The organism is Acidobacteriota bacterium, assembly GCA_028875575.1.
Lineage (GTDB): Bacteria > Acidobacteriota > Terriglobia > Versatilivoradales > Versatilivoraceae > Versatilivorator.
The window spans coordinates 23,941-47,963 of record JAPPDF010000001.1 but is presented as its reverse complement, the minus strand read 5'-3'; the positions used below and the strand labels follow the sequence as shown (position 1 = coordinate 47,963).

General features: G+C 59.9%; 17 protein-coding genes. 7 read left to right on the top strand and 10 right to left on the bottom strand.

Annotated elements, in window-relative coordinates:
* Window positions 1-23: 23 nt before the first annotated feature.
* The 5 genes from OXI69_00145 to OXI69_00125 all read left to right on the top strand — a co-directional run bounded on the left by OXI69_00145 (window position 24) and on the right by OXI69_00125 (window position 7,909).
* Entirely contained in the window at window positions 24-302 is a 279-nt protein-coding gene (locus OXI69_00145; GenBank protein ID MDE2664541.1) for a helix-turn-helix transcriptional regulator, read from the top strand.
* A gap of 447 nt (window positions 303-749) precedes the next feature.
* Entirely contained in the window at window positions 750-2,690 is a 1,941-nt protein-coding gene (locus tag OXI69_00140) for a sucrose-6-phosphate hydrolase (GenBank protein MDE2664540.1), read from the top strand.
* The gene (locus tag OXI69_00135) at window positions 2,687-3,817 is read left to right on the top strand and encodes a hypothetical protein (protein MDE2664539.1); all 1,131 of its coding nucleotides are present in this window, start codon (window positions 2,687-2,689) and stop codon (window positions 3,815-3,817) included. Before OXI69_00140 ends, OXI69_00135 begins: the two co-directional genes overlap by 4 nt.
* Window positions 3,744-5,738, top strand: coding sequence for a hypothetical protein (locus tag OXI69_00130; GenBank protein ID MDE2664538.1), 1,995 nt, complete (start codon window positions 3,744-3,746; stop codon window positions 5,736-5,738). The genes OXI69_00135 and OXI69_00130 overlap by 74 nt, the downstream gene beginning before the upstream one ends.
* A 1,109-nt stretch (window positions 5,739-6,847) precedes the next feature.
* Window positions 6,848-7,909, top strand: coding sequence for a carbohydrate kinase family protein (locus OXI69_00125; GenBank protein MDE2664537.1), 1,062 nt, complete (start codon window positions 6,848-6,850; stop codon window positions 7,907-7,909).
* A gap of 259 nt (window positions 7,910-8,168) precedes the next feature.
* On the opposite strand, the gene OXI69_00120 is transcribed toward OXI69_00125, so the two are convergent.
* The 3 genes from OXI69_00120 to OXI69_00110 all read right to left on the bottom strand — a co-directional run bounded on the left by OXI69_00120 (window position 8,169) and on the right by OXI69_00110 (window position 10,750).
* Window positions 8,169-9,404 carry an MFS transporter gene (locus OXI69_00120; GenBank protein ID MDE2664536.1) on the bottom strand — a complete coding sequence of 412 codons (1,236 nt, stop codon included), beginning with the start codon at window positions 9,402-9,404 and terminating at the stop codon, window positions 8,169-8,171.
* A gap of 144 nt (window positions 9,405-9,548) precedes the next feature.
* On the bottom strand, window positions 9,549-10,370 hold the full coding sequence (locus OXI69_00115) for a hypothetical protein (protein MDE2664535.1): 822 nt from the start codon (window positions 10,368-10,370) through the stop codon (window positions 9,549-9,551).
* A gap of 11 nt (window positions 10,371-10,381) precedes the next feature.
* Window positions 10,382-10,750, bottom strand: a complete 369-nt coding sequence (locus OXI69_00110; GenBank protein MDE2664534.1) for a hypothetical protein — start codon at window positions 10,748-10,750, stop codon at window positions 10,382-10,384.
* 339 nt (window positions 10,751-11,089) lie between these two features.
* Between OXI69_00110 and OXI69_00105 the strand changes: the two genes are divergently transcribed.
* Window positions 11,090-11,737 (top strand): hypothetical protein, encoded by a 648-nt coding sequence (locus OXI69_00105; protein MDE2664533.1) that lies wholly within the window; start codon window positions 11,090-11,092, stop codon window positions 11,735-11,737.
* Window positions 11,738-12,286: 549 nt separating this feature from the next.
* Here the strand turns inward: OXI69_00105 and OXI69_00100 are convergent.
* From OXI69_00100 to OXI69_00070, 7 genes are all read right to left on the bottom strand, one after another.
* On the bottom strand, window positions 12,287-13,657 hold the full coding sequence (locus OXI69_00100) for a DUF1501 domain-containing protein (GenBank protein MDE2664532.1): 1,371 nt from the start codon (window positions 13,655-13,657) through the stop codon (window positions 12,287-12,289).
* A gap of 33 nt (window positions 13,658-13,690) precedes the next feature.
* On the bottom strand, window positions 13,691-16,453 hold the full coding sequence (locus tag OXI69_00095; protein MDE2664531.1) for a PSD1 and planctomycete cytochrome C domain-containing protein: 2,763 nt from the start codon (window positions 16,451-16,453) through the stop codon (window positions 13,691-13,693).
* A 77-nt stretch (window positions 16,454-16,530) separates the two neighbouring features.
* Window positions 16,531-16,743: a ribbon-helix-helix protein, CopG family gene (locus OXI69_00090; protein MDE2664530.1), complete on the bottom strand. Its 213-nt coding sequence runs from the start codon at window positions 16,741-16,743 to the stop codon at window positions 16,531-16,533.
* 435 nt (window positions 16,744-17,178) lie between these two features.
* Entirely contained in the window at window positions 17,179-18,006 is an 828-nt protein-coding gene (locus OXI69_00085) for an ABC transporter permease (protein MDE2664529.1), read from the bottom strand.
* Window positions 18,007-18,013: 7 nt separating this feature from the next.
* On the bottom strand, window positions 18,014-19,258 hold the full coding sequence (locus OXI69_00080; protein MDE2664528.1) for an ABC transporter permease: 1,245 nt from the start codon (window positions 19,256-19,258) through the stop codon (window positions 18,014-18,016).
* Window positions 19,198-20,262: an ABC transporter substrate-binding protein gene (locus OXI69_00075; protein MDE2664527.1), complete on the bottom strand. Its 1,065-nt coding sequence runs from the start codon at window positions 20,260-20,262 to the stop codon at window positions 19,198-19,200. Before OXI69_00075 ends, OXI69_00080 begins: the two co-directional genes overlap by 61 nt.
* A gap of 122 nt (window positions 20,263-20,384) precedes the next feature.
* A complete protein-coding gene (locus OXI69_00070) occupies window positions 20,385-21,497 on the bottom strand; it encodes an ABC transporter ATP-binding protein (protein ID MDE2664526.1) in 1,113 nt (370 codons plus the stop codon).
* Between the two features lie 786 nt (window positions 21,498-22,283).
* Between OXI69_00070 and OXI69_00065 the strand changes: the two genes are divergently transcribed.
* Window positions 22,284-23,693 carry a sodium:solute symporter family protein gene (locus OXI69_00065; GenBank protein ID MDE2664525.1) on the top strand — a complete coding sequence of 470 codons (1,410 nt, stop codon included), beginning with the start codon at window positions 22,284-22,286 and terminating at the stop codon, window positions 23,691-23,693.
* The last annotated feature ends 330 nt before the right edge of the window (window positions 23,694-24,023 follow it).

The window sequence follows — 24,023 nt, the reverse complement described above, 5'->3', positions numbered from 1 at the left end:
TGAGGCGCCGGAGAGGTCACGAAATGAGCAAGGTGGTCGATCTACATAAGAAGTGGAGCGAGGATACGGAATACCGTAAAGCCTACGACCGACTTGGCCCGGAACTTGAGATCTCCCGCTCCCTCATTGAGGCCCGTACACGCGCAAAGCTCACTCAAGCAGAACTTGCCCAACGAATGAATACAACGCAATCCGTCGTGGCTCGCCTAGAGAGTGGCCGCACCCGACCATCAACAAGAACCTTGGACAAAATCGCGCAGGCAACCAAGACTCGCCTGCGGATCAGCTTCGATCCCGCGTGAGGGTGCACATGGAAGGCCAATAATCCCGGCCAACCGTTCGCGAGTCCTGGTGACCCCAATTGGTTTTCCCATCTCTATTGTCCCTAGGCCAAGATTTATGTTCTTGGCGGAGGCTAGTTTCAGGATCTAGCCAAAGACCATCTTGGCACACGAGTGGGTTAACTCCATGCCGAGGGAGTTTCACTCAGCGTTTGAGGCAAGCTTTTTGGGATTCCTTCAGAAGCAGAGCGCAAGAGATGGCTCTGAAGTCCCCGAAGACTCCAATGTATAAACGCGGAAGGCAGCGTAATTAACCCTCTCTACCAGGGAAACCGTCAGTTAAATACTGTTGCTGTGTAGTTCAGTAAGTTTTCTGTGGTTAGGATTCATGCGATCGCTTTCTGATCATTCCTAACTCTAGCCTGAGTCCTTTATGTCAAAGGACTGCTGAACTGAACAAGAAAGTAAATGGCAAGAATCTACGAAAATGAAATGGCGAAGTTCCCGGAGACGTTCGCTTGGGCGACTCAAACTGACATTCGTCCGATTCGAACGGTTATCCAGAGTGCGAGCCAATTGCCATTACGGGCGATCGGTTCCGGTGGATCGCTTACAACAGCTCATGCTCTTTGCTATTTCCATCAACTCTATACCCGACAAATTGCAGCGGTTGCTACTCCGATAGAGGCCATCTGTGACCCACTAAATTCTGGAGTCTCACACTGGCTTTTGTCCGCTGGCGGGAACAACGTTGACGTTCTCGCTGCGGCGCGAATACTGATCCGGCGCGAACCGTGTCAGATTGCTGTGCTGTGTGGACGTGTTGAAAGTCGTCTGGAGATGCTTTGCCGAGCTCACCCATTCGCGGATTTCTTGCTCTTTCCGACACCAACAGGCAAAGATGGCTTTCTTGCTACGAATTCATTGCTCGGGTTCACGGCACTGATCGCACGTGCTTACATGGAGGAGTTCGATTCCAAGGAACAATGGAAGGTAACGGCAGGTCTTGTTCGAACAACCGTCTCACCGTTATCGAGAATTTCCGAAGAATGGCAAAGGCAAACGATACCGCTTTGGAAGCGGCCCACGACTCTAGTTCTTTACGGGCCTTCAACACGGATCGGAGCTATCGATCTCGAATCCAAGTTTACGGAGGCTGCGATCGGAAATATTCAAATTGCAGACTACCGAAATTTTGCGCATGGACGGCATCACTGGCTTGCGAAGTGCGGACAGTTTAGCGCCGTAATGGCCTTCGTAACGGATGCGGATCGTCCACTCGCAGAACGGACGCTTGACTTGATCCCGGCTGAGATTCCGCAGGCTCGACTGACATTACCAGGCAATTCAAGTGCATCGGCACTGCTCTCGCTTGTTGCCGCACTAAAAATCTGTGGTTGGGCGGGAAAATCACGGGGGATTGATCCTGGGCGTCCAGGTGTGCCGGAATTCGGGCGGAAACTCTACAGGTTGGCACTGCCGAGCGCACAAGAATCCTTGGAAAAACGTTTACCTGCGCGCGACCTCGCCGCCATTTCGCGAAAGAGCGGTATGCCACTGGACCGTCTCAGGGACACAGGCGAACTGGTACATTGGAAAACTTGTCTTGACACGTTCCGTACTCGCCTTCTCAATAGGCGTTTCGCTGGTGTCGTGTTGGACTATGATGGCACGCTCATAGAGGCTCGTGATCGCTTGCGGCCACCAAAATATGAAGTAGGTAAGGAACTCGTTCGACTTCTAGAGGAGGGAGCTTGGATTGGCATAGCAACGGGTCGTGGTGCATCCGTGAGACGTGACCTCCAAACGTGCCTCCCTTGCTCGCTCTGGAAACGGGTCATTGTGGGTTATTACAATGGAGCTGAGATTGCGGAATTGTGCGACGACGATGTTCCAGATAGCGGCGAAACACCTTGTGACAGCCTGACCAGCATTGCGGCGGCCTTCCGGTCAACACCCGAGCTGAGCCGATGGGTGAAACAGACTGATCGCCGTTTCCAGATCACGCTGGAACCAACGCACACTAGATCATTGAACCGTTTTTGGGAAATTGTTCTGCAAATTTTTATGGCTATTGAAGCGTCGGATTTGCGCGTGTTCCGTTCAAGCCACTCAATCGACGTAGTCGCTGGTGGCGTTTCTAAAACTAATGTCTTGAATAAACTTCGGGGCAAAGTCGGTAGTACACCTTTACTTGCTATAGGAGATCAGGGCCGCTGGCCAGGTAACGATTTTGAATTGTTGCGCGGGCCTTATTCACTAAGTGTGAACGAATGCAGTACTGACCCCGAAACTTGCTGGAATCTCGCACAACCTGGACAGCGTGGCCCCATTGTTGCCGTCGACTACATTAGCAGATTGAAGAGTGCAAATGGTGACTTCTGTTTTGAGGCTAGGGCCCTCCAATGAATCAAGAACTTGCCCTAAGAGTCCTGGGCAAAATAATGGACTGGTCGGATGAACAGGCACGAGAAGAATTTCGATGGTTAAGGCTTATGGCAAGGCTAAAGTATGATAGCTATCGTGATTTCCAAGCGGGAATGCGCTTTATAGAAAGTTTAGTAATGTGGCTTCAACAATTTACACCGGATGAACGGAACACAGCTTACGACTTTGTGCGTACAGCGTTGGTCTATTTTGGTCAAGGTGAAGTGCAGCGCTTAGTAGAGCAATTCTATCCACATTTTGTGCACGATCGACTGGTTCGATCAGTCGCCGCCAAACTATCAATTCCAACCTATCGTGTGCTCGCTGATAGTGATGCTCGTGCAGAAATTGGGCGTCTTCGACGGCAGACGCTTTTTTTGGGACTGAGCGATGGTGCCCGCATGGACACTATTCGTCATGCCAATACAGGACGGCTAAGTAATGAACAGTTGGTCGGTGGAATCCAGCTGGACACTGAAAAATGGAAGGACCTCCTTAATCACTTGAGGTCCGACCTCGCTGATGAAGCAGCCAAGTTTCGTATCATTTATTTGATTGATGACTTCACCGCATCCGGCTCAACGTTCTTGCGGGCTGACCAAGAAACGGGCTGGAAAGGGAAGCTTGTACGCTTTAAACACTCGATCAATGATGTTGCTAGGGAAGGCTCTTTTCTCTCTCCAGACTGGGAGCTGTGCATTCATCACTACATGGCGTCTGCAAATGCCGCAATTTCTATTGAGAGCAAGTTATCTGCGGCAAGCGATTTCCTAAACGATAGGGGATGGGCGCACGCGATACATGCTTCCTTTGGCACTATTCTACCGGATGATTTGCCTGTAGATTCTCAAGCAGGCCGTTACAAAGATTTTGTCGCGTTAGCACGCAAGTACTACGATCCAGAGATAGAAACGAAGCACACAAAGGTGGGTACAGTCTCCAACATGGCACTCGGCTATGCTGGTGGCGCATTGCCTGTCGTGCTTGAACACAACACGCCGAATAACTCAGTTGCCCTTCTTTGGGCAGAGACGGGTGGTGGTGAACGCGGCGGCGTCGCTGTACCGGCGATGCGGCCGCTTTTTCGACGCCGCCAACGTCACTTGTGAAGGACGGGAGATGGCCAACCCTTTCGAGAAGCGAGCAACGGAGTACCTTCGGGACGACGAGGCATTCCTCGCCGTTGTGACATCAGAACCCCTTAGAACTTTCTTTGAGAAGCCTGCGAAGGACGGAAGACTTTATGATCGGTTAGTGATGGTCATTGGCACACCGGGAAGCGGAAAAACAACACTGGCCCGGTTGTTTCAATACTCGACAATTCGGACGTTGCTCCGCAATTCAGGACTAAACACATACAAACCGCTTATTGATACTTTGTCGACGTGCGATGCTATCGTGGACGGTAGAGCAACAATTTCGGCAGCGAGGCTTCCCTTGGAGGCGGAATATCGAGATTTTTGGGAGTTGCCGTATCCTGAATCCCTCAGGACTGGGCTAATGATTGCACTATTGCAGGCCCGATCGATCATTGCGTGGCTTCGAAACTTCGAGCGGGCCGGCGTGTCTCTTCACGATGTAGAGGTTATCCCGAGAGGCGACGCATTGGCGGCACTCAGGGCGATTGGCGGAACCAGCGGACCGGCTCTTCTTGAACGTGCCCGCGAGGTGGAGGAGGCGATCTATCGAGTGTCGGCGGCACTAATACCACCGGAGGTAGACGATATTGATGCCAAGGGGAGTACGGTTTATCGACCCTTCGACGTTATCGAGTCCATGAGAATCAAGGACGGCGAGAACAAGTTGATCCTTCGACCGCTAATAATTTTTGATGATGCACATTCCCTACACTCGTCTCAATTTGTCGCTCTGCGTCAATGGTTGGTTCGGCGCGAACTCAAGGTGGCGCGATGGATCCTGACTCGTTTGGACGGATTGACTCCTGAGGATGTGCTATTGGACAAGTCACCAAAAAGCGCGAAAGCGGGCGTTAAACTAAACCGCGAGATAACAGACATCTGGATGCAAGGAACCCAGAATCGTCGCGGTCATAGAATCGCTTTTCGGAAAATGGCGAAGGATATGGCAAGTCGGTATATTCGTCAAATGGAGTTATTTAATAGGCGTGGATTGCAGAATCTCGGTGATTTTCTGTCAAACAATTTCGTGAGAATTACATCGGGTAAGCGAGCCAGGCTTGAAAAGCAGGTAAATAGTCTGCAGCGAAGGCTAGGGATTTCTTTGGAGCGACGCCAAAAATTCGAGCATGACGTTGATGCATATCTCGAACATAAGAGAGACGATGGGGATGATCTGAGGCTCGCGATGCTAGCCGTGCTTATGAAGCGGTATGCAAAGCGGATAGGCGAGGGAGGACTCTTCGCAGAACTCTATTCCAAGGCAGAGCCAAAACGGCCATTGTCCGTCGATTCTAGTGTCGCGGAAGGCGCTAGGATACACTTGCTTCACCGATATAATCGACCATTTTTCTTTGGTATCGATACGGTCTGCGATGCTAGCTCAGAGAATGCCGAGCAGTTCCTTCATCTTACGGCACGCTTGATTTCACAGGCGGAAACACAACTCATTCGTGGGAAACCACCGACGCTAAGCAGTGATTCTCAACACAAGCTACTGCGTGAACGAGCCGACGAAATCGTAAGTGCGTGGAGTTTCCCGCAGCATCAGATGGTACGTCGACTAGCTAAAGGCATTGCATCAGAATGCGTTACGAAGAGCTTGGAAGGAAACGCTTCGCTTGGGGGGGGCGCTAATGCGGTCGGCATTCCACAGGAAGAGTTCAACGCGATTCCCAACACCCATCCGCGACTGGCGAATGTGCTCAAATACGGTGTCGCCTATAACGCTTTTGTTTTGGTGCCTAATCACGGTACCAAACGTCGATTGTGGTGCTTGATCGAATTGAGTGGTGTGTTGTTGCTACAGCATGGCTTGACGTTGAGTCGTGGAGGATTTCTAGAACGGCGCGTTGAGAATTTGGACCGATTTCTCGATGATAACCGTATTTGATAGTGAACTCCGCTGGGATCCATGCGTTTCGCATCGAGGTAGCGAGGCAGTTGATTTTATATCTGAATACTTTGCACTGCCCGACCGGCGAGTACTGTTGCTCGCGGGGGCGGGTTTCGATCCGCGTTCGACTGTTGTACCGGTAAAGCTGTCCGCAGTTGCTAAGAGCTTACGTGCCCTGTACATCCAAGAGAATCGACCAAACCCGACTCAGGAACTACTCGCCCGGGCAAAGCAAAATCGTTGCACTTTAGAAAGAGCGGTTAGGGAGCACTTAGTCCTACCAGTTGACATTTTCGGGGCCGGATCAATAGCCGTAACAGGTGGACGTAATGTTGTTCGAAAGCTAAGTCAGCATGCTCTGGACGGCACTACTGACGTAGTGATCGATACTAGTGCGCTATCGGTTGGTACGAGCTTTCCGATTATTAGGTACTTCGCGGAGCTCATCAGAGGAGGGAGAGGCCCTGCAAACCTTCACGTATTCGTTGCGCATGATCCTAAGCTCGATGCGGGTATTCGCTCGATACCAAGCGATGCTCCTGGGTACGTTCACGGTTATAGAGGTCGCTCGACTCTCGACGGTGCTGCTTCAGCTGCCAAACTATGGTTGCCACAACTGGCAGCTGGACGCAGCAACGCACTAAGACAATTGTTTGACTTTGTTGTCCCCCATGATACCTGTCCAATTCTGCCGTTTCCGGCAACGGATCCTCAATTGGTGGATACGTTGGCTGCGGAATACTTGGTGGAATTGGAGAACACATGGGCGGTCGATACGCGTAACATTGTCTACGCCGATGAGGGAGACCCATTGGACCTCTATCGCACGATTCTTAAACTTGATGACTTGCGCAGACCAGTGTTTGCCGAGACCGGCGGATCTCTTCTTGTCCTGTCTCCGCTTGGCAGCAAGGTGATGGCATTAGGCGCACTGATGGCAGCACTCGAACGAGATCTCCCAGTCGCACACCTCGAGTCTATGGGGTACGATTTATGCGCGTCGGTTCCTAACACTATGCCTGAACCGAATCTAATTCATGTTTGGTTGGAGGGTGAGGTGTATCCGGCAGGACAGTCTACGTTGGAAGCAAGTGGAGCGTAGAAAAATGACCTCTAGTGATCGACCAAGAATTTTCGGTACCGGTCTCGTTGCCCTTGATCTTGTTCTTGGCCCAGATCCTCAATCGTCGGTGCGGTCTTGGGCAGGGGGTACGTGTGGAAATGTGTTGGCTATTCTGGCATTTCTAGGTTGGGAGGCTTTTCCGGTCGCACGAATGAATGGTGATCAGGCGTCTCAGCGTGTACGAGCTGATTTCGGGCATTGGGGGATGTTTCTCGACTTCGCTAGTTGTGAGCCAACTGCAAATACTCCAATCGTCATACAGGAAATAGGACGTGGTCGAAACGGAAAGCCGAGACATAGATTTTCGTGGTCCTGTCCCAAGTGTGGAAAATGGCTTCCTACCTACAAGCCTGTGTGGAAAACAGCAACTGAAACGGTCGCCCATTCTATGATGAATGTATCAGTTTTCTTCTTTGACAGACTGTCTCATGCTGCGCTGTCTCTTGCCAAAATAGCAGCCGAAAGGGGTGCAGTTGTAGTCTTTGAGCCATCGGGTAGGGGAACAAAGAATCTGATGGCAGAAGCAATACGCCTGGCACACATCGTCAAGTATTCTGATCAACGAATGGCGGGAGTGAATGGAGTGATGGGTAATGATTCATCGACGCTTCTCGAGGTTCAAACGCTCGGTGAGAACGGTCTTAGGTATCGTCATCGCTTTGGTCGGCTACCGTCGAAATGGTTATACCTTAATGCTATTCCTGTGCCTCGGCTTGCCGATAGTTGTGGTGCGGGCGATTGGGTAACTGCAGGGTTTCTGGCAAAGTCCACTGCTAGGGGAATGGTTCAGCTAAGGAGAGGTGGCGCTAAGAGGATAAGAGAGGCACTTCGCTATGGACAGGCACTTGCGTCGTGGAACTGTGGGTTTGAAGGTGCACGCGGAGGCATGTATGCCGTGAATAGAGATGCTTTTGATTCACAAGTGGCAGCATTGATTGCCGGTCAACTCGACACAGACAGCAACCCTGACAAGGAGCTACAACCCAACAGCATCGTTAGTTGCCCAGCATGCCCAACGACGGGAGCCAAATTAGGTCACATATAAGTTCCTCCCGGTTAACAGTTACAGCACTTACCAAACAATAATCTTTTTGCTGGGGATGGTAGGTTACGCGACATTCTTGGACCGTTCCATGGAGTCTCAGCCCAGTCCACCATAAGAGATTCGGGAGGGCGTCCTGCCCTTTCAAGGAATAGGGGAAGAAATGTCACTGCCAAAGGTCGACGGGTAGGTTCGCACATCAATCCCAAAAATCTAGCATTGCATGTTCCTTCCTATAGGGAAGCCAGCCCGGTCTTCCTCGTCAGGCAGCCTCTTCGCCCGCAGCAGGCCGCTTGCCCAAACCCGCCAGGAAGGCGACCAACCCGAAGAGGATGAAGCCGCAGGCGGCTACGCTCAGGGCTACCCGGAAGTCGCCGGTGGTGTCCACCAGGCGGCCGGTTCCCTTCATCAGCAGGAAGGAGGTGAGGTTGCCGAGGAGGTAGCCCCCGGACATGACCGCGGCGAAGTGGGCCATGGAGCGGGAGGAGATCTCGCTGAGGAGCACCGGGAATTCGGCAGCGTAGAAGAGGCTGGCCAGGAAGTAGATCAGGGGGACGGTGACGGCATTGCCCTGCCACAGCATCACCAGCAGGAGGCACCCTCCGATGGGGCCGGCCAGGGTCAGAATGGCCCGCTGGCCCAATCCTTCCGGAAGGACTGAAAGCAGGGAGCGGGTGATGAGGTAGGCCACGTTATGGCCCGCCAGGGTCATGCCCGCAGGTATGACAAGCTCCTCGAATTGGTGGTCCATGAACATGGGAAGGAACTCGTAGGTGGCTCCGTCGGCAGAGGCATGCAGGGTGATCAGCAGCACGATGGCCAAGGGGCGGATGCCCAGCAGCGGGCGAAGGCGGAGGCTTTGGCCGGGAGTTTGAACGCTTTGGAAGTCGGGCTGCCTGCTGAAGCTCAGCAGGGCCCAGCCGCAGAGGACCACGAACCCGGCGACCAGAAAGGGCGAGAAGAACAGCCTGGCCATTTCCTGGTGCCCCCCCTCCCGGGACCACCTCAGAAGCTGGTCGGCCCACAGCGGAATCACGATGCCCATGACGGAACCGCAGGTCAACTGGAGCGAAATCATCCGCCGTTTGTGTGACGGATAGAGAGCCACCAGGTAGGCGGGGAGGGATGACCTGGAAAAACCTCCAAACAGTCCCTGAAAGAACAGGCTGACTTTCAGGGCGAGCAGATTGGCGCCTTGTCCGATCAACACAAAGCAGGCGCCGACGCCGCCCAGGGACAGTTCGGTGATCCGCCGCACCCCGAATCGGGCAATCACCAGCCCCACCAGCAACAGGGACACTGTTTGACCCAGACTGCCCAGGCCAGACATGGTTCCCCACTGCTCATAGGTCAGGGAGAAATATTCGCGGAGCCGGGGACTGAAAACGCCCATGACCCCGTTATAGGAAGTGAGGTTGAAGATGATCAGGACGGCGATGGCCAACCGCCGCCGCCGGCGCGAGACTTCGTCTTCGGAATGGTGGTCAGCCGATGGCATGGTACGGGCAGTGGCCCGGGAGGCACCGCAGGGCCGGTTCTCGTTGGTGGCCTGCCGGAGCGGAGTGCTCTTCCGGGAGTGCTCCGACAGGTTGCAGTGGAGAGGTCTCGCCGAACCGGAGCAGAACGACGAAGGCGCTCCTGACTATCCCTCCCGATTACGTCGCAGGCCCTTGGGCAGGCCGATCTGGTCGAAGTCGTAGACACCCGCCATGAAGCAGGGCCAGGCCTGGCCGCCGATGTGCTCCCAGTCCTCCCCGCAGAGCCACGCGAACATGCGGGCGGCGGAAACGCTGAAGGGAGGCAGCACGTTCTTGTGCCAAGAGAAGTTAAAGTCGGGATCCACCGCCCAGTCGCGTTGGGGCGGAGTGGTGCGCCAGTAATTGTACTTCAGGTTGTCGCGTACGCCTGTGGCGGTGCTCGGGCTGCGGCGGTGAATGATCGAATAGGCGGTGACGATGATGGAACCCGGGGGTGAAGCGGTAGAGACCGCCGGCTTCAGGCTGCGCAGGCGTCCCAGGAAGGCGTTGCGGGCCTGGCTGAGATGGCTCCCGGGAATCAGTTCGGTGGGGCCCATCGCGCGGGTGGCGCCGCTGGGGTAGTAGAACACCTGCAGGTAGTCCAGCCGCGGAGCCGAGATGGACCCGGCGTCCGGATGCCAGGGCTGGGCCGGGCCGGGGCATTGAATCCGATGGCTGCTCATGACCAGCGGCAGGCGGAAATCCCTCCCCAGCAGAGACCGGACGGCGCCGGCCCCCTGCGGGTTCTTGATGACCGCATCCACGAACCACTCTTCCTCCAGGATCTCGACCGGCTCCTCCACATCGTGGTCCTTCATGAACTCGACGGTCCGGCGGTTGACCTCGTCCGAGACCACCTCCTCCAGCATCAGGTATCCGTTGCGGCAGAAATCCATCATCTGCTGGTCGGTAAGCGTCGGCTTGCAGTCGTAGGTTCCCAGCGCCACGGCCGGCCTCCTTATTTCTCCAGGATGAACTCGCACCCCATCCAGCGGTCGACTTCGTCGGGATGGTCGAACAGCAGGGACAGTTCCGGAAACTTGACCACCCGCCACCCGTCCTGGAGGGCGTCCAGCACCGTGTGATAGGGCCAGTCCTCGTAGTCTTCGGGCGGCAGCCGCACTTCTCCTCCCTCCACGATGGACATGCCGTTGACCGGCGAGTCCACGGCGGTGCTGTGGGTCTGAAGGTAGAGCAGCTTCTGAGGCGGTGGGGCGCCGTCCTCCCCTTGCTTCAACTCGTCCAGAGCCTCCCGCAGATCCTGTTCGGTGAGCGTGCCCTTCCTGAGCTTGTCCAGCCAGCGGGTCAACCGTGCGGCATCGACCATTGAGTTCTTCCCTATACTGAATTCGAGATCGGGATTCTACTTCAAGAGTCTCGCCCCGACAAGGCGTCGAGGTCGGCCGTATTTGGTTCCCGCCCGAAGGCAATGGCGATCGGGGGCGGCGGCGCTCCACGGCTTGCAAAGCGGTCCGGGGATTGCCGTCCCGGAGTATAGGAGTATAATGGAGCGCACCCTCCGGCGGACCGGTAGGTTCCCGGTCGCAACAGGCCGTCGACAACCGGAACTGGCGCCACCTATCCCTTGGGCGAATTTGCCCCGGCGTTGCCGGCAGGGTCGAGCAGATCACCGGTCTCATCCCGGGTTCAGGAAAGGGAGGATTCCATGCGGAGCATCACCCTGGCGGTTTTGTTTTCCTTCGTGTTGATGGGGTCGGTTGCGGCCCAAGCGGAGGATGGAGCTGATTCGGCGATTGTCCAGAAAGTCGAGCAACTCGGCGGCAAGGTCATGAAGATCGCCCAGAACGACGATGGCCTCGAGGTTTATTTTCACCTGGGCCGCAACCATGACGGCCTGCGGCAGTTCGAAACTCCCAAGCCGGGAGATCCCGAGCCTGCTGCCCTCGACGGGGAGTTGGGGATCCTGAAGGAGGTAGAGAACCTGGTCTGGCTCCATCTCGGCGGGACCGACGTGACCGACGAAGGATTGCCCCACCTGGCGGGACTGAGCTCGCTGACGCGCCTCCACCTGGAAAGGACCAAGGTGTCGGACGCCGGCCTGGCTAGTCTGAAGGATCTGCAGAACCTGAACTACCTCAACCTCTATCAAACCGGCATCACCGACGCCGGACTCGCCCACCTGGAAGGCTTGACGGGCCTCAAGAATCTCTACTTGTGGCAGACCAAGGTGACCGAGGCGGGAGTCGAAAAGCTGCAGAAGGCGCTTCCCGACTGCAAGATCGACGTCGGCTGGAAGGAATCGGAAGAGCCGGCAGAAGAGGAAACGGAAGAGAAGAAGGAAGAGAAGTCGTAGTTCGGCTGCTGAAGGTTGTTAAAATATTCGTGGTTTAACGCGAACCCCCGTGCTCAGGCCGGGGGTTTTGTTTTTTTGGGCGGTGTTTTGGAGAGGTCGTGCGTTCTGGAAGGATGCTACTGATCTGCCACTTTGCGGCTGCGGGCGGTGCGAGATACCACGACCTTGGCTGACGCTTGGGCGTGTTTGTGCAGTCGGGGACGGGTGGGATTAACGATTCTTGGGGAAGCAATGCGTTCCCGAACGGGTGCTTCCTATTCGCCGCATACGCGGCTGGGTTGGCGCGGAACCCATACGACCCCGCGCTGCCGCCTCCGCCGCCCAGAGGACTCCGCCTTCGCTGCCAAACGCGACTCCTCCAGGGCTCCTCCTGGCTCACCCCGCAGGCGACACGAGGGCGCTGCTTTGCAGCTTTGTATGGATGGCCTGTAGGTGGCTTCTCGCCGGGTAACCCACGTCAACCGCAGCTTCGCAGCTCCCCCATAACCCACCACATTGCGGAAGGATAGGATTTTTCTTTGTTTTCGGGCGCTGGCCTGGGACGCGCAGCTATCCGGCCCCGGTGACGATTTCCTTGATCACCTTGCCGCCGACGTCGGTGAGGCGGAAGTCGCGGCCGCTGTGGCGGAAGGTGAGCTTGGTGTGGTCCAGGCCGAGCTGGTGCAGCAGGGTGGCGTGGAGATCGTGCATGTGGACCGGCTTCTCGGCAGCGGCGAAACCGAAGTCGTCGGTGGCGCCGTAAGCCATGCCTCCGCGGAAACCTCCACCGGCCAGCAGGACCGTAAAGCCGCGGTTGTTGTGCCCCCGGCCGTAGTAGACCCCGTCACGGGTCGGCAGTCTGCCGAACTCTCCGCCCACCATGACGATGGTGTCCTCCAGCAGTCCCAGCGTCTTGAGGTCGCCGATCAGCGAGGCGATGGGCCCGTCGGAAAGAGCCGCCAGGTCGCGTTGGTCGAAGATGTTGGCGTGGCTGTCCCATGGGTTGCGGTTTCCGAAGAACACCTGGACCACCCGCACTCCCCGTTCCAGAAGCCGCCTGGCCATCAGGCAGCCGCGGGCGAAGTAGCCGTCGCCGTACCGTTCCCGTGTGGCCTGGCTCTCCTTGCGCACGTCGAAGGCGTCCAGGGCCTCGGTCTGCATGCGGAAGGCCAGCTCCATGGACTGGATGCTGGCCTCCAGTTCGGGGCTCTCTCCTTCCCGGGGCATGTCCAGCCGGTTGAGCCGGGACAACAGGTCGAGCTGTCGGCGCTGCTCCGGGTGGCCGGGCCCGGCTCCCTGGATGTAGTGAATGAGCTTGGCCGGGTCCAGTTCGTCCCGATTGCGCAGGTGAGCGCCCTGGTGGATGGCCGGAAGGAAGCCCGAGGTCCACAACTGGGCTCCCATGACGGGCAGGCCGGGACAGAGCACGATAAATCCGGGCAGGTTGTGGTTGTCGCTGCCCAAACCGTAGGTGATCCAGGATCCCATGGAGGGATGGCCTGCGGAGAGGTGACCGCTGTTCATCTGCAGCAAGCTGATGCCGTGCCCCGAGCTGTCGCCGTGCATGGAACGAATGACGCAGCAGTCGTCGATCAAGCCGGCCAGCTTGGGAAAGATCTCGCTGACTTCCAGTCCGCTCTGTCCCTGCGGCTGGAATCGAAAGGGCGATTTCATCAGGATGCCCTTGGCGTTTTCCAACTTCATGCTTTCGGGAACGGTCTGCCCGTCGTACTTGGCAAGCATGGGTTTGGGGTCGAAGGTGTCCACGTGGGAGGGCCCGCCGTTGAGACACAGGTAGACCATCCGCTTGGCCTTGGCGGGAAAGTGGAGTCCCGGAGCGCCAGCAGCCTCCCGGACAAGGCCTGTCCGGGCCAGCAGATGGGCCAGCGAAAGCAGGCCGAATCCGCTTCCCAGATTCTTCAGTGCCTGGCGACGATTCATGGCAAACTCTCCTGCCGGCAAACGCCGGCGTCCCTATTTCACGTAAAGAAACTCGTTGGAGCTCAGCAGCACCTGAGCGTATTGGGGCCAACTCTTCTCGTTGTCCCGAAGAAACTCACCGCCGAGCCGCAACTCCTCGGCAGTAGGATTGCGGCCGAAGAGGATACGATAAATCTGGCGAATCCTGGCCGGATCCCCGGTCCCACTGTCCAGACGGGCAACCAGCGCCTCCGACAGTCGGGTGAGAAAGGCGCTGTTCAGGAAGAACAACCGCTGCAGTGGCGTGGAGGTCTCGAAGCGGGTTTCGCTGATGGCGGTCGGATTGGGAAAGTCGAACAGGGTCATGGTCTTGTCCGGACGCCGCCGGCTGACGAAGCCGTAGAGGGTGCGCCGATTGGAATCGGCCAGGATCCACTCGGCCGGCTGGCTGTACTTGTCGGGCTCCCCGTCGGGGCCCTTGCGCCAGGCCAGGTTCTCCGTCAACCACAGCGGGGCCCCTCCCAGGGCCGCATCCAGTTTCCCGGAGACGAACAGAAGGGTGTCTCGCAGCGCCTCGGCATCCAGCCGCCTCCTATGGGCACGCCAGTAGAGGCGGTTGTCGGGGTCCAGGTCGGCATTGCGGTCGGACTGGACGCTGGAGAGGGCGTAGGTGGCCGAAAGCATGATCTCGCGATGGAGCGACTTCAGCGACCAGCCGCTGGAGATGAACCGGGAAGCCAGGTAGTCCAGCAGTAGAGGATGGGTGGGACGGTCCCCCAGTTGGCCGAAGTTGCTGGCGGTGCTCACGATGCCCCGTCCGAAGTGGTACATCCAGATGCGATTGACCATCACCCGGGCCGTCAGGGGATTGCCGGGATCGGCGATGGCCTCGGCCAGTTCCAGCCGGCCGCTTCCCTTTTGGAAGGGCGGGGGTTCTCCCTCCGACAGGATCTGCAGGAAACGCCTCGGGGCCGTTTCTCCCAGGTTGTCCTTGCTGCCGCCGATGTGGACTTTCAGGTCAGCCGGCTTTTCCGAGTCCCGGATGGCGTGAAGGAAGGCGTACTTGGCCGGCAGGCTCTCCTTCAGCACCCGGATCTCTTCCAGCAACCCGTCCACATGTTCCCGCCGCCCGCCCTTCAGGAAGGGAACCACCTTCATTTCCATCCCGGGATACTGGTTCACTTCGCCGTAGTAGTAGATTCCCAGCGGTGGGCGATAGGGCAGGTCGGGTCTGGGGGTGGCGAAGTAGAAGGCGTTCCAGAAGCCCGCCTTGTCGGCTTCCATCACCTCGCGCGGCTTCCCCTTGGGAGCGCTCCGGTTCCTGCGGTCCAGCACCCTTTGTTCCCGGGACACCGAGATCACCCGGGACTGAAACTCCTCCGCCCATTTCCGGAAGTCCTCCTCGGGAGCCTGGAGCCGTTGGGGCCAGTCATTCAGATAGGGATGTTCCTTGGGCCAGGTGTTCAGGTGGTTGATCCAGCGTTGCAGGGTTTCGGCATCGAGCCCGGCCTGACGGGCGGCCTCGGCCACCGGCAACCCGGATTCCCCCAACACCTGACGGGCGGCTCTCAGGAACCTCGAGGTCTGGTTGGCCAGGATGTCGCCCAGTTGCAGGGTCTCCCGATTCAGGAACTCCTTGAGGTCGGTTTCCAGGTCTGCGATGCGCTTGGCCCGCTTCTGGTACTCGGATACCACCGCTTCGGGAGCCAGGGGGAACTCGTGGGATTCGGTGCTCTGAAAGACGCCCTGCAGCGAATAGAAATCTCGTGTGGGAATGGGATCGTACTTGTGGTCGTGGCATTTGGCGCAGGCCACCGTCAGTCCCAGAAAGGTCCGGGTGGTGACGTCCACCCGATCGTCCGGTAGCCGGGGGCTCAGGCCATAAAGGCCGAGACCGCCCGCGAATTGCCCCGGCTCCTCCGCATGAAGCAGGTCCCCGGCGATCTGGGCCTTGGCGAAGAGGTCGTAGGGAAGATCCCGATTGAGTGCCTGCACCACCCAGTCCCGGTAGCGATAGGCGTTGGGGTAGGGATCGTCCCGGGTGTCGTTGAGCCGGTCGTCGGCGTAGCGGGCCAGATCCAGCCAGTAGCGGCCCCAGCGCTCCCCGTAGTGGGGCGAGGCCAGCAGGCGGTCAACCACCTTGGCGAAAGCCAGCGGCGAGCGGTCCCGGACAAAGGCCTCCACCTCCTCGGGAGTAGGAGGCAGGCCGATCAGATCCAGGCTGGCTCGCCGGATGAGCACCCGGCGCCCGGCCGGTTTCACCGGTTGCAATCCCTCCGACTCCAGCCTGGCCAGGATGAACCGATCGATGGCCGACCGGGGCCATTGACTGTTTGCGGTTTCGGGCGTCGCCGGCTTGCGGATGGGCTGGAAGCTCCAGAAGGACCGCTGCTCGGGGGTGATGCGATAGGGGTGCCCGTTTTCAGTCTTCGCCTTCGCCGCCTGGTCCCGGGCTTCCGGCCAGAAGGCGCCCGTCCGAACCCAGGTCTCCAGGGCGCGAACCTGGTCGGGAGTCAGAGGATTCCCGGGCGGCATCTTGAGACTCGGGTGGGTGCGCCGAACCGCCTGGATCAGCAAGCTGGCCTCCGGGTCGCCCGGAAGGATGGAGGGACCCGATTGGCCCCCCTTCAGTATCGATTCACGAGAGTCCAGCCGGAGCCCGTTTTGAGGAGAATCGGTGTGGCAGGTGAAGCAGTTTTGGGCCAGCAGCGGACGGACGTGTTCCTCGAAGAAATCGGAGGGGTTTTCCGATGCAGACAGACCCTGCGCCCAAAGCAACAGGATCGCCGCCGCTGCTGCTGCCCGTAGAGTTTTCACGATGCCTGAAGTGTCTCACCAGTTCCCGATCAGGTCAAGGGGGGAGGGGCAAAGGGTGGAGAGGTACCAGCGGGGCGTCAGTCTTTGGGGTTCCGCTCCTGGGCGGAGGCGATCACGTCGAACAGGCCGTCCTTGGCGGCCTCCCTGCGTACTTCGCGAGTGTCGATGTAGAAGCGGAGCGCCTCCCGGAAGAGCTCGGACATGTTGCGGTACTCTTCCTTGGCGACCTTCTCCGCCTCCTTCAACAGGGGCGGAGGCAGTGAAATGGTGACCAGCTTTCTCGAACGCATAGGCGCCTCCTTGGTGTCATACATTGTAGCACCACTTCCGGAGGCATGGGACCGGTAGCCAACCTCGGGGCTCTGGGTTGACCCCCACCGGCTCGCCTGCGGGCAGAATCTCCGATGTGGCAATCTCGCCGATTCCGCCCCCCCTCGACTGGAATCTCCGAACTGCCATCGGGGGAATGATTCCAATAGACAAACACGTTCCCCCTTGCAGCATTGCGAGTTCGGTGAGAGCTGCGAAGCTGCGGCCTCGTGTAGCCCCGGGCGGCAGCCCGGGGTCGTATGGGTTCCGCGCCAACCCAGCCGCGAATGCGGCGCATAGAAAGCACCCGTCCCGGAAAGCAATGCCTCCACAAAACAGCAGGAGACGCCGGGTCGGCAAGCTGCGCCGGGCTGCCTGTTCTCACGAGTGGACGCTCCAGCGAGCAGGGTGATCGCCTATGCCGGCTTGGCGCTCCCGCGCCGCCTCAGCCATTCCACTACCAGCATCAAGAGCAGGGCGAAGGCGATGAGCAGGGTGGCCACGGCCAGGATGGCCGGGCTGATCTGCTCGCGGATGCCCGCCCACATCTGGCGCGGAATGGTGCGCTGATCCAGGCCGCCGATGAAGAGCACGGTGACCACTTCGTCGAAGGAGGTGGCGAAGGCAAACAGGGCCCCGGAAATCACCCCGGGCGCGATCAGCGGGAGTTGCACCCGCCGGAAGGTCCGAACCGGCCCTGCTCCCAGGCTGGCGGCGGCTCGGGTCAGGTTGGGGTCGAAGCCGCTGAGGGTGGCCGTGACCGTGATCACCACGAAGGGAGTGCCCAGCGCCGTGTGGGCCAGGATCAGCCCCGGGTAGGTCTGGGCCAGACCCAGGTCGGAATAGAAGAAGAACATGCCGGCCGCCGAGATGATGACTGGCGTGACCATGGGCGAGATCAACAGGCTCATGGCCAGGGAGCGCCCGGGCATGGCCGGATTGGACAGCCCCAGGGCCGCCAGCGTGCCCAGGGCCGTGGCCAGGGCCGTGGCCGCGAAGCCGATGACCAGGCTGTTGGCCAGCGCCCGCAGCCACTCCGGGTCTTCGGCCACGGTGCGGTACCAACGCAGCGAATAGGCCTCGGGATCCAGGCTCAGCATTCCCTCGGTGAAGGTGAAGTAGGGCTCGACGTTGAAGCTGAGCGGCACGATCACCAGGATGGGCGCTATCAGAAAAAGGAACACCGCCGAGCAGAAGGCCAGGTAGCATCGCCGGCCCACTTTTCCCCAAGAATTTCCGGGCATCTTCACCTCACCCCAATCGCATGCGGTCGACCCCGACCAGGCGGTCGAAAAGAAGATACAGAAGGAACACACCACCCAGCAGAAGTCCACCCAACGCGGCAGCCAGCCCCCAGTTGAGAGACTGCTGCATGTGGTAGGCAACCATGTTGGAAATGAGTTGGCCGCTCTGGCCGCCGACCAGCGCGGGAGTGATGTAGTACCCGATGGCCAGAATGAAAACCAGCAGCGAGCCGGCCGCCACTCCGGGCAGTGTCTGCGGCCAGTAGACGCGCCGGAAGGCCTGCAGGAAGCTGGCTCCCAGCGAGGCGGCCGCGCTCATGTAGAGCGGCGGAATGGTGCGCATGACCGAGTAGAGGGGCAGCACCATGAAGGGCAGCAGCACGTGGGTCATGGCTACCACGGTGCCGGTCATGTTGTAGATCATGGAGATCCTCTGATCGTCGGCAATCAGCCCCATGGCCACCAGCAGGTCGTTGATCACGCCCTGGGTCTGGAGCAGCACGATCCAGGAGGTCGTCCGCACCAGCAGCGAGGTCCAGAAGGGAACCAGCACCAGCAACAGCAGCAGGTGGGCCCGCCCGGGCGGTGCGTTGGCGATGAGATAGGCGATGGGATAGCCCAGCAGCAGGCACAGCAGGGTGATGCCCAGACTCACCGCCAGCGTGCGTCTCAGCAGCGGCAGGTAGATGCGGAGGTCGGGCGGTTGCCGGATGATGCCTCCGCCGGGCGCCTGATCCAGATCCAGGGCGTGGAGGTAGTGCCGCAGGGTAAAGCGTTCTCCGGCGCGGCGGATGGCATGCCAGGTTGGTGCCTGGCCCCACTTGGGATCGATGGCGATCATGGACTCGCGCCAGGAGTCGGGGCGGGCAGCCCCGCGCAGCGTGCGCGCACTCTTCAGAAGGACGCTGCGCAGACCGGCCTGCACCCGGTTGACGCGAGTGGCAATCCGGCCCAGGCTCTTCTCCTGGCGCGCCTTCAGCAGCTCGCGGGCCATGCTCTCGAAAACCGCCTCGGGCGGGATGCGCTCGCCGTCCCAGCTGCGCAGCAGGCGAAGGGTCTCGGGGAGAGCGTCGGCCACCATGGGGTCGTAGACGCTGCGCCCCAACATGACCACAAGGGGGGCCACGAAGGTCACCAGGATGAAGGCCGCCAGGGGCAACACCAACGCTGCCGGACGCAGGCGTGGACTCCTCAGCGCAGCAGCCAGGCGATGAATCGCAGGTTCATCTCGTCGATGTGGTCGCTCCACCATTCCCAATCGTATTGAATGCCGCGGGCTGCGTTTTCGGGTGACGTGGGCATGTGCGGCTTCATGTCCACCCCCGTCTCCAGGTGGGTTGAAATCAGCGCCGTTCCCGACTGGCGGGCGGGGCTGTAGGAGATATAGCGGCCGACCGCCACCAGGGACCGGACCGTGGTGGCGAAGGAAAAGAACTTCCGCGCCGCTTCCAGGTTCCGGCTTCCGGCCACGATCACCAGTTGACCCGTGTCCAGCAACTGGCCGTCCCAGACGATGACGAAGGGCTGGTTTTCCAGCACCTGGGCGTTGAAGATGCGTCCGTTGTAGGCCGTGCTCATGGTCACTTCGCCGTCTGCCAGCATCTGCGGCGGCTGGGCGCCGGCCTCCCACCAGACGATGTGGTCCTTGATGCTGTCGAGCCTGCGGAACGCCCGGTCCAGCCCCTCCTGGGTTCTGAGTGTGGCGTACACCTGGTCCATCGGCACCCCGTCGGCCATCAGGGCGAACTCGAGATTGACCTGCGGGGTCCGCCGCATGCCGCGGCGCCCCGGGAATTTCTCCAGGTCGAAGAAGTCGGCGATGGTGGACGGCCTGGCTCCGGGAAACTGCTCCAGGTTGTAGGCGTAGATGGTGGAGTAGAAGAGCGTGCCCACCCCGCACTCGGTGACGGTGCCGGGATAAAAATCCTGGGCGGCCGGAGTGCCGTCCGCACCCGGCGGCAGGTCGCTGACCTCGATGGGTTCCAGCAGTCCTTCATCACAAGCCCGCACCGCATCCGCCATGTCCATATCGACCACATCCCAGTGAACGTTGCCGGTTTCGACCTGGGCCCGAATCTGGGCCAGCCCGCCGTTGTAGTCCTCCATCCGTATCTCGATGCCGGTTTCGGCAGTGAAGGGTTGGTGATAAGCCTTATCGCAGGCCCTTTCGTAGGAACCGCCCCAGGAGACCACGGTCAAGGACTCGGCGAGCGCGAAAGGGGAGAGCCCGGTCAGGGCGATCAGCAGTGGGAGCACTGTGGCGAGGCACCGCCGGCCTCGGCCGCTCACGGAAGCTAAAGCTTGTCGGCCGCTCCGTCTGTCCGCGCCCGGTGCTCGGGCAAACAAATTGAGCCCATGGAGCTGCGACCGGAAGGGAATCATGGGGAGCCTGCCTCGGGATCGTCGGGCTCCAGCGCCCGGCCGTCGGTCAGCGTCCAGCCGACGCGGACCCGATCACCCTCCAGCACTGCTCCGTGCCCCACGATGTTGGGTATCTTGGCGATGAAGTCCGAACTGTCGCAAACCGTCATGCGGATCCTGAGGTGATCCCCCAGGAATACGATGTCCTCGATCCTGGCGTCGAACTCGTTGCCGTAGAGGCCCGGCTCGGGAGCCACGGCGACCCGTTCCGGGCGGATGGCGACCGAAACGGAGTCGCCGACCGCGCAGGGCGCCACACGGAAGGCCTTGACAATCTGTCCGCCGACCTCCACCCGGCAGAAATCGCCCTCGACCGCGACGACCTTTCCACGCAGCAGGTTGTTCTCTCCGATAAACCGGGCCACGAACTCCCGTTCCGGCTCCTCGTAAAGGGCTTCAGGCGCCGCTACTTGCTCGATGCGCCCCCGCTGAAAGACAGCCACCCGATCCGACATGGCCATGGCCTCCTGCTGGTCGTGGGTGACATAGACGACCGTCACTCCCAGCCTGCGCTGGATGCGCCGCACCTCGTATTGCATCTCCTCGCGCAGGCGGCGGTCCAGAGCTCCCAGGGGTTCGTCCATCAGCACCAGGGCCGGCTCGAACACCAGCGCCCGGGCGATGGCCACCCGCTGCTGCTGGCCGCCGGAAAGCTCGCCGGGGCGCCGGCCTTCCAGTCCATCCAGGCGGACCAGTTCCAGCGCGCCGAGGACCCGTTCCCGGATTTGTCGCGGTTCCATTCCGCGCACTTCCAGGGGAAAGGAAAGGTTTTCCCCGACGGTCATGTGGGGAAACAAGGCATAGTTCTGGAAGACGACGCCGATGTCGCGTTTACGCGGGGGGAGATCGTCTACAGCGCGCCCGCCGATGCGGATGGTGCCCGAGGTGGGAGTCTGAAAGCCCGCCAGCATCATCAGGCAGGTGGTCTTGCCGGAGCCGGAGGGACCCAGCAACGTCAGGAACTCGCCCTCGTAAACCACCAGGTCCAGGTCCCGAACCACGACAGTGCGACCGTCGTAGCTCTTGCTGACACCCTCGAACTCGACGTGGGCCTTCTGGGGTGAGTCCATCGGGGGGCTAGTATTGTTTTCTGCCATTCGACTTGCCTGCCTTCGGCAGATGCTCTGATAGACATCTGGCCCCTGCCAACAGGGGCGAGTATAACAGCCACGTCAATTGAGGACGGGCGCCCCGTAGGGCAATTTCTCCGGGGATTACCGCCTGCGTGAGCGTGCCGCCGCGTTCGCGGCTCTACTCCCGTAGGGGACGCCCGCGTCTCCCCTATGTGACGTTTTCCAATGGCTCCCCCCGGGCTTTTGCCCTGGGCATATTCTAAATAGAAAAGCACGTTTCCTCTTGCAGCGTTGTGGGTTCGGGGAGAGCTGCGAATGCTGCGGTTGACGGGGTTACCCGGCGAGACGCCACCTACGGGCTATCCTTATAGAGCTGCGAAGCTGCGGCTCAGGGTAGCCCCGGGTGTCAACCCGGGGTCGTATGGGTCAGCCCCAACCCAGCCGCGAATGCGGCGAATAGGAAGCACCCGTTCGGGAACGCACCGCTTCTCCAAAAAGACGCCACCCAATAACCCTAAGTCGTATGAACCCCACGCCGCCCCTAGCCGCGTAGGCGGCGAATTAAAAGCCTCATACCTCAACGCACCGCTGCCCCACAACCACCCCCACCCGGCATCTACATACCACCCCCTCCCCAAAAACCCTAAACACCCACACCCCCCGGCGATTATCCTTATTCGCAAGCGCTGCCCTTTGGTGCGTCGCTAATTTCGAGACGATGGCGGTTACGGGGGATCAACTCCGTCGCCTCATCTACCTCATCTCCAACCGACACCAATTCCCATGTTCGACAGCAGCCGCATGGTTGAGCTGACCGCCCTGATCGCCTACCTGGCGGTTCTGCTCTGGATCGGGGTGGGCAGCGCCCGCCGCATCCGCACCTCGACCGACTACACCCTGGCGGGAAGAAACGTCCCCTGGGTGGTGCTGCTGGCCACCACCGCGGCCACGCTGATCGGGGGCGGGGCTTCGGTGGGTAGCGTCTCCCGCGTCTATGAAATCGGCGTGGCCGCGGCGCTGGTCACCTGCGCCTGGCACCTGCAACTGATCTTTACCGGCCTGTGGGCGGCCCCCCGGCTCCGGGCGCTCGACCTGGTCACGGTAGCGGACTTTTTCGAGCTGAAATTCGGCCGGGTGGCCCGGGCCATGGCGACGGCCCACTGCCTGCTCTTCCTGGTGGGGGCCCTGGTAGCCCAGATGGCGGCCATGGCCACCATCACCGCCTCCATCGCCGGCATTCCCTATGGCACCGCCCTGCTGATCGGGGCCGCGGTGACTATTTTCTATTCCACGGTGGGCGGAATGCGGGCGGTGGTGGCCACCGATGTCCTGCAGTTCGTGGTCCTGGTGGGCGGAATAGCCGCTGCCTCGGGCATGCTGATCTTCCAGCAGGGAGGCTTTCTTCCGCTGGCTGAGCAGCTCGGTCAGGCCCACTTCCAGATCACGGGCCACTGGTCGATGACGGGGGCCGTCAGCCTGTTTGTGGCCTTTCTGCTGGGCGAGATGTTCATCCCCACCTACACGGTCCGCTGCTTCATTGCCCGCGATGCTCGCCAGGCCAGGCTGGGAGTCGCCGGGAGCGGCCTCTTCCTGCTGCTGTTTCTGCCCATCGCCACCTGCGTGCTGGGACTCTCGGCGGCTGCCCACCCCGAGGTGCAGCAGGCGGCCGCCGAAGGGGTTCAGCAGGTGTTTCCCGCCCTGGTTCGAACCACCTTCCACCCTGCCTTTGCCGGGGTCATGATCGCCGCCATGGCGGCCGCCGCCATGTCCTCGGCCGACAGCGTGCTCTCCTGCAACGCCACCGTGGTGATGCAGGACATCTATCGGCGCACCATCAACCCCCGGGCCGGGGACCGGACCCTGCTGCGGGTGGCCGAGTGGACCACGCTTGGCACCGGAGTGGCCGCCGCCCTGCTGGCCTACCTCTACCAGGACATCATCTCGGTGTTGGTGTTCGTCTACGATTTCTGGGCCCCGGGCATGGTGCTGCCCTTCCTGGTGGGCCTGTTCTGGTACCGCCCCGAACGCGCCCCCGCCGTGGTGGTTTCCATGGCGGCCGCTACGGCAGCCACCATCCTCTGGTTGTGGCTGGATCCACCGGGAGACCTGGGCGCCGCCCTCTTCGGCTTCGGCGTGGCCGTGGTGGTCTTCCTGGCGGCCCTCCCCTTCACGCGCCGCCACCGGGTTTACTGAGGCGTATGGACCGTGCCGCCCACGAGAAAAAATCCTATCCTGCGGCGGCGTTGTTGGTAGGGTGAGAGCTGCGAAGCTGCGGTTGCCGCAGGTCAATTGAGGAAACGTCCCTTACAGGCCATCCTTATATAGCAGCAAAGCTGCGCCCTCGTGTCGCCTGCGGGGTGAGCCAGGAGGAGCCTGGGAGGAGTCGCGCTTGGCAGCGAAGGCAGAGTCCTCTGGGCGACGGAGGTGTCAACCCGGGGTCCTATGAGTTCTGCGTCAACCCAGCCGCGAATGCGGCGAATAGAAAGCACCCGTTCGGGAACGCACAGCTTCCCCAAAAAAACT

What these genes read in the sequence shown, in the direction of transcription:
- OXI69_00145 (MDE2664541.1), top strand. Translation starts at nt 24, where the DNA reads ATGAGCAAGGTGGTCGATCTACATAAGAAGTGGAGCGAGGATACGGAA.
- OXI69_00140 (MDE2664540.1), top strand. Translation starts at nt 750, where the DNA reads ATGGCAAGAATCTACGAAAATGAAATGGCGAAGTTCCCGGAGACGTTC.
- OXI69_00135 (MDE2664539.1), top strand. Translation starts at nt 2,687, where the DNA reads ATGAATCAAGAACTTGCCCTAAGAGTCCTGGGCAAAATAATGGACTGG.
- OXI69_00125 (MDE2664537.1), top strand. Translation starts at nt 6,848, where the DNA reads ATGACCTCTAGTGATCGACCAAGAATTTTCGGTACCGGTCTCGTTGCC.
- OXI69_00120 (MDE2664536.1), bottom strand. Translation starts at nt 9,404, where the DNA reads ATGCCATCGGCTGACCACCATTCCGAAGACGAAGTCTCGCGCCGGCGG.
- OXI69_00110 (MDE2664534.1), bottom strand. Translation starts at nt 10,750, where the DNA reads ATGGTCGATGCCGCACGGTTGACCCGCTGGCTGGACAAGCTCAGGAAG.
- OXI69_00105 (MDE2664533.1), top strand. Translation starts at nt 11,090, where the DNA reads ATGCGGAGCATCACCCTGGCGGTTTTGTTTTCCTTCGTGTTGATGGGG.
- OXI69_00100 (MDE2664532.1), bottom strand. Translation starts at nt 13,657, where the DNA reads ATGAATCGTCGCCAGGCACTGAAGAATCTGGGAAGCGGATTCGGCCTG.
- OXI69_00090 (MDE2664530.1), bottom strand. Translation starts at nt 16,743, where the DNA reads ATGCGTTCGAGAAAGCTGGTCACCATTTCACTGCCTCCGCCCCTGTTG.
- OXI69_00085 (MDE2664529.1), bottom strand. Translation starts at nt 18,006, where the DNA reads ATGCCCGGAAATTCTTGGGGAAAAGTGGGCCGGCGATGCTACCTGGCC.
- OXI69_00080 (MDE2664528.1), bottom strand. Translation starts at nt 19,258, where the DNA reads ATGGTGGAGCGACCACATCGACGAGATGAACCTGCGATTCATCGCCTG.
- OXI69_00070 (MDE2664526.1), bottom strand. Translation starts at nt 21,497, where the DNA reads ATGGACTCACCCCAGAAGGCCCACGTCGAGTTCGAGGGTGTCAGCAAG.
- OXI69_00065 (MDE2664525.1), top strand. Translation starts at nt 22,284, where the DNA reads ATGTTCGACAGCAGCCGCATGGTTGAGCTGACCGCCCTGATCGCCTAC.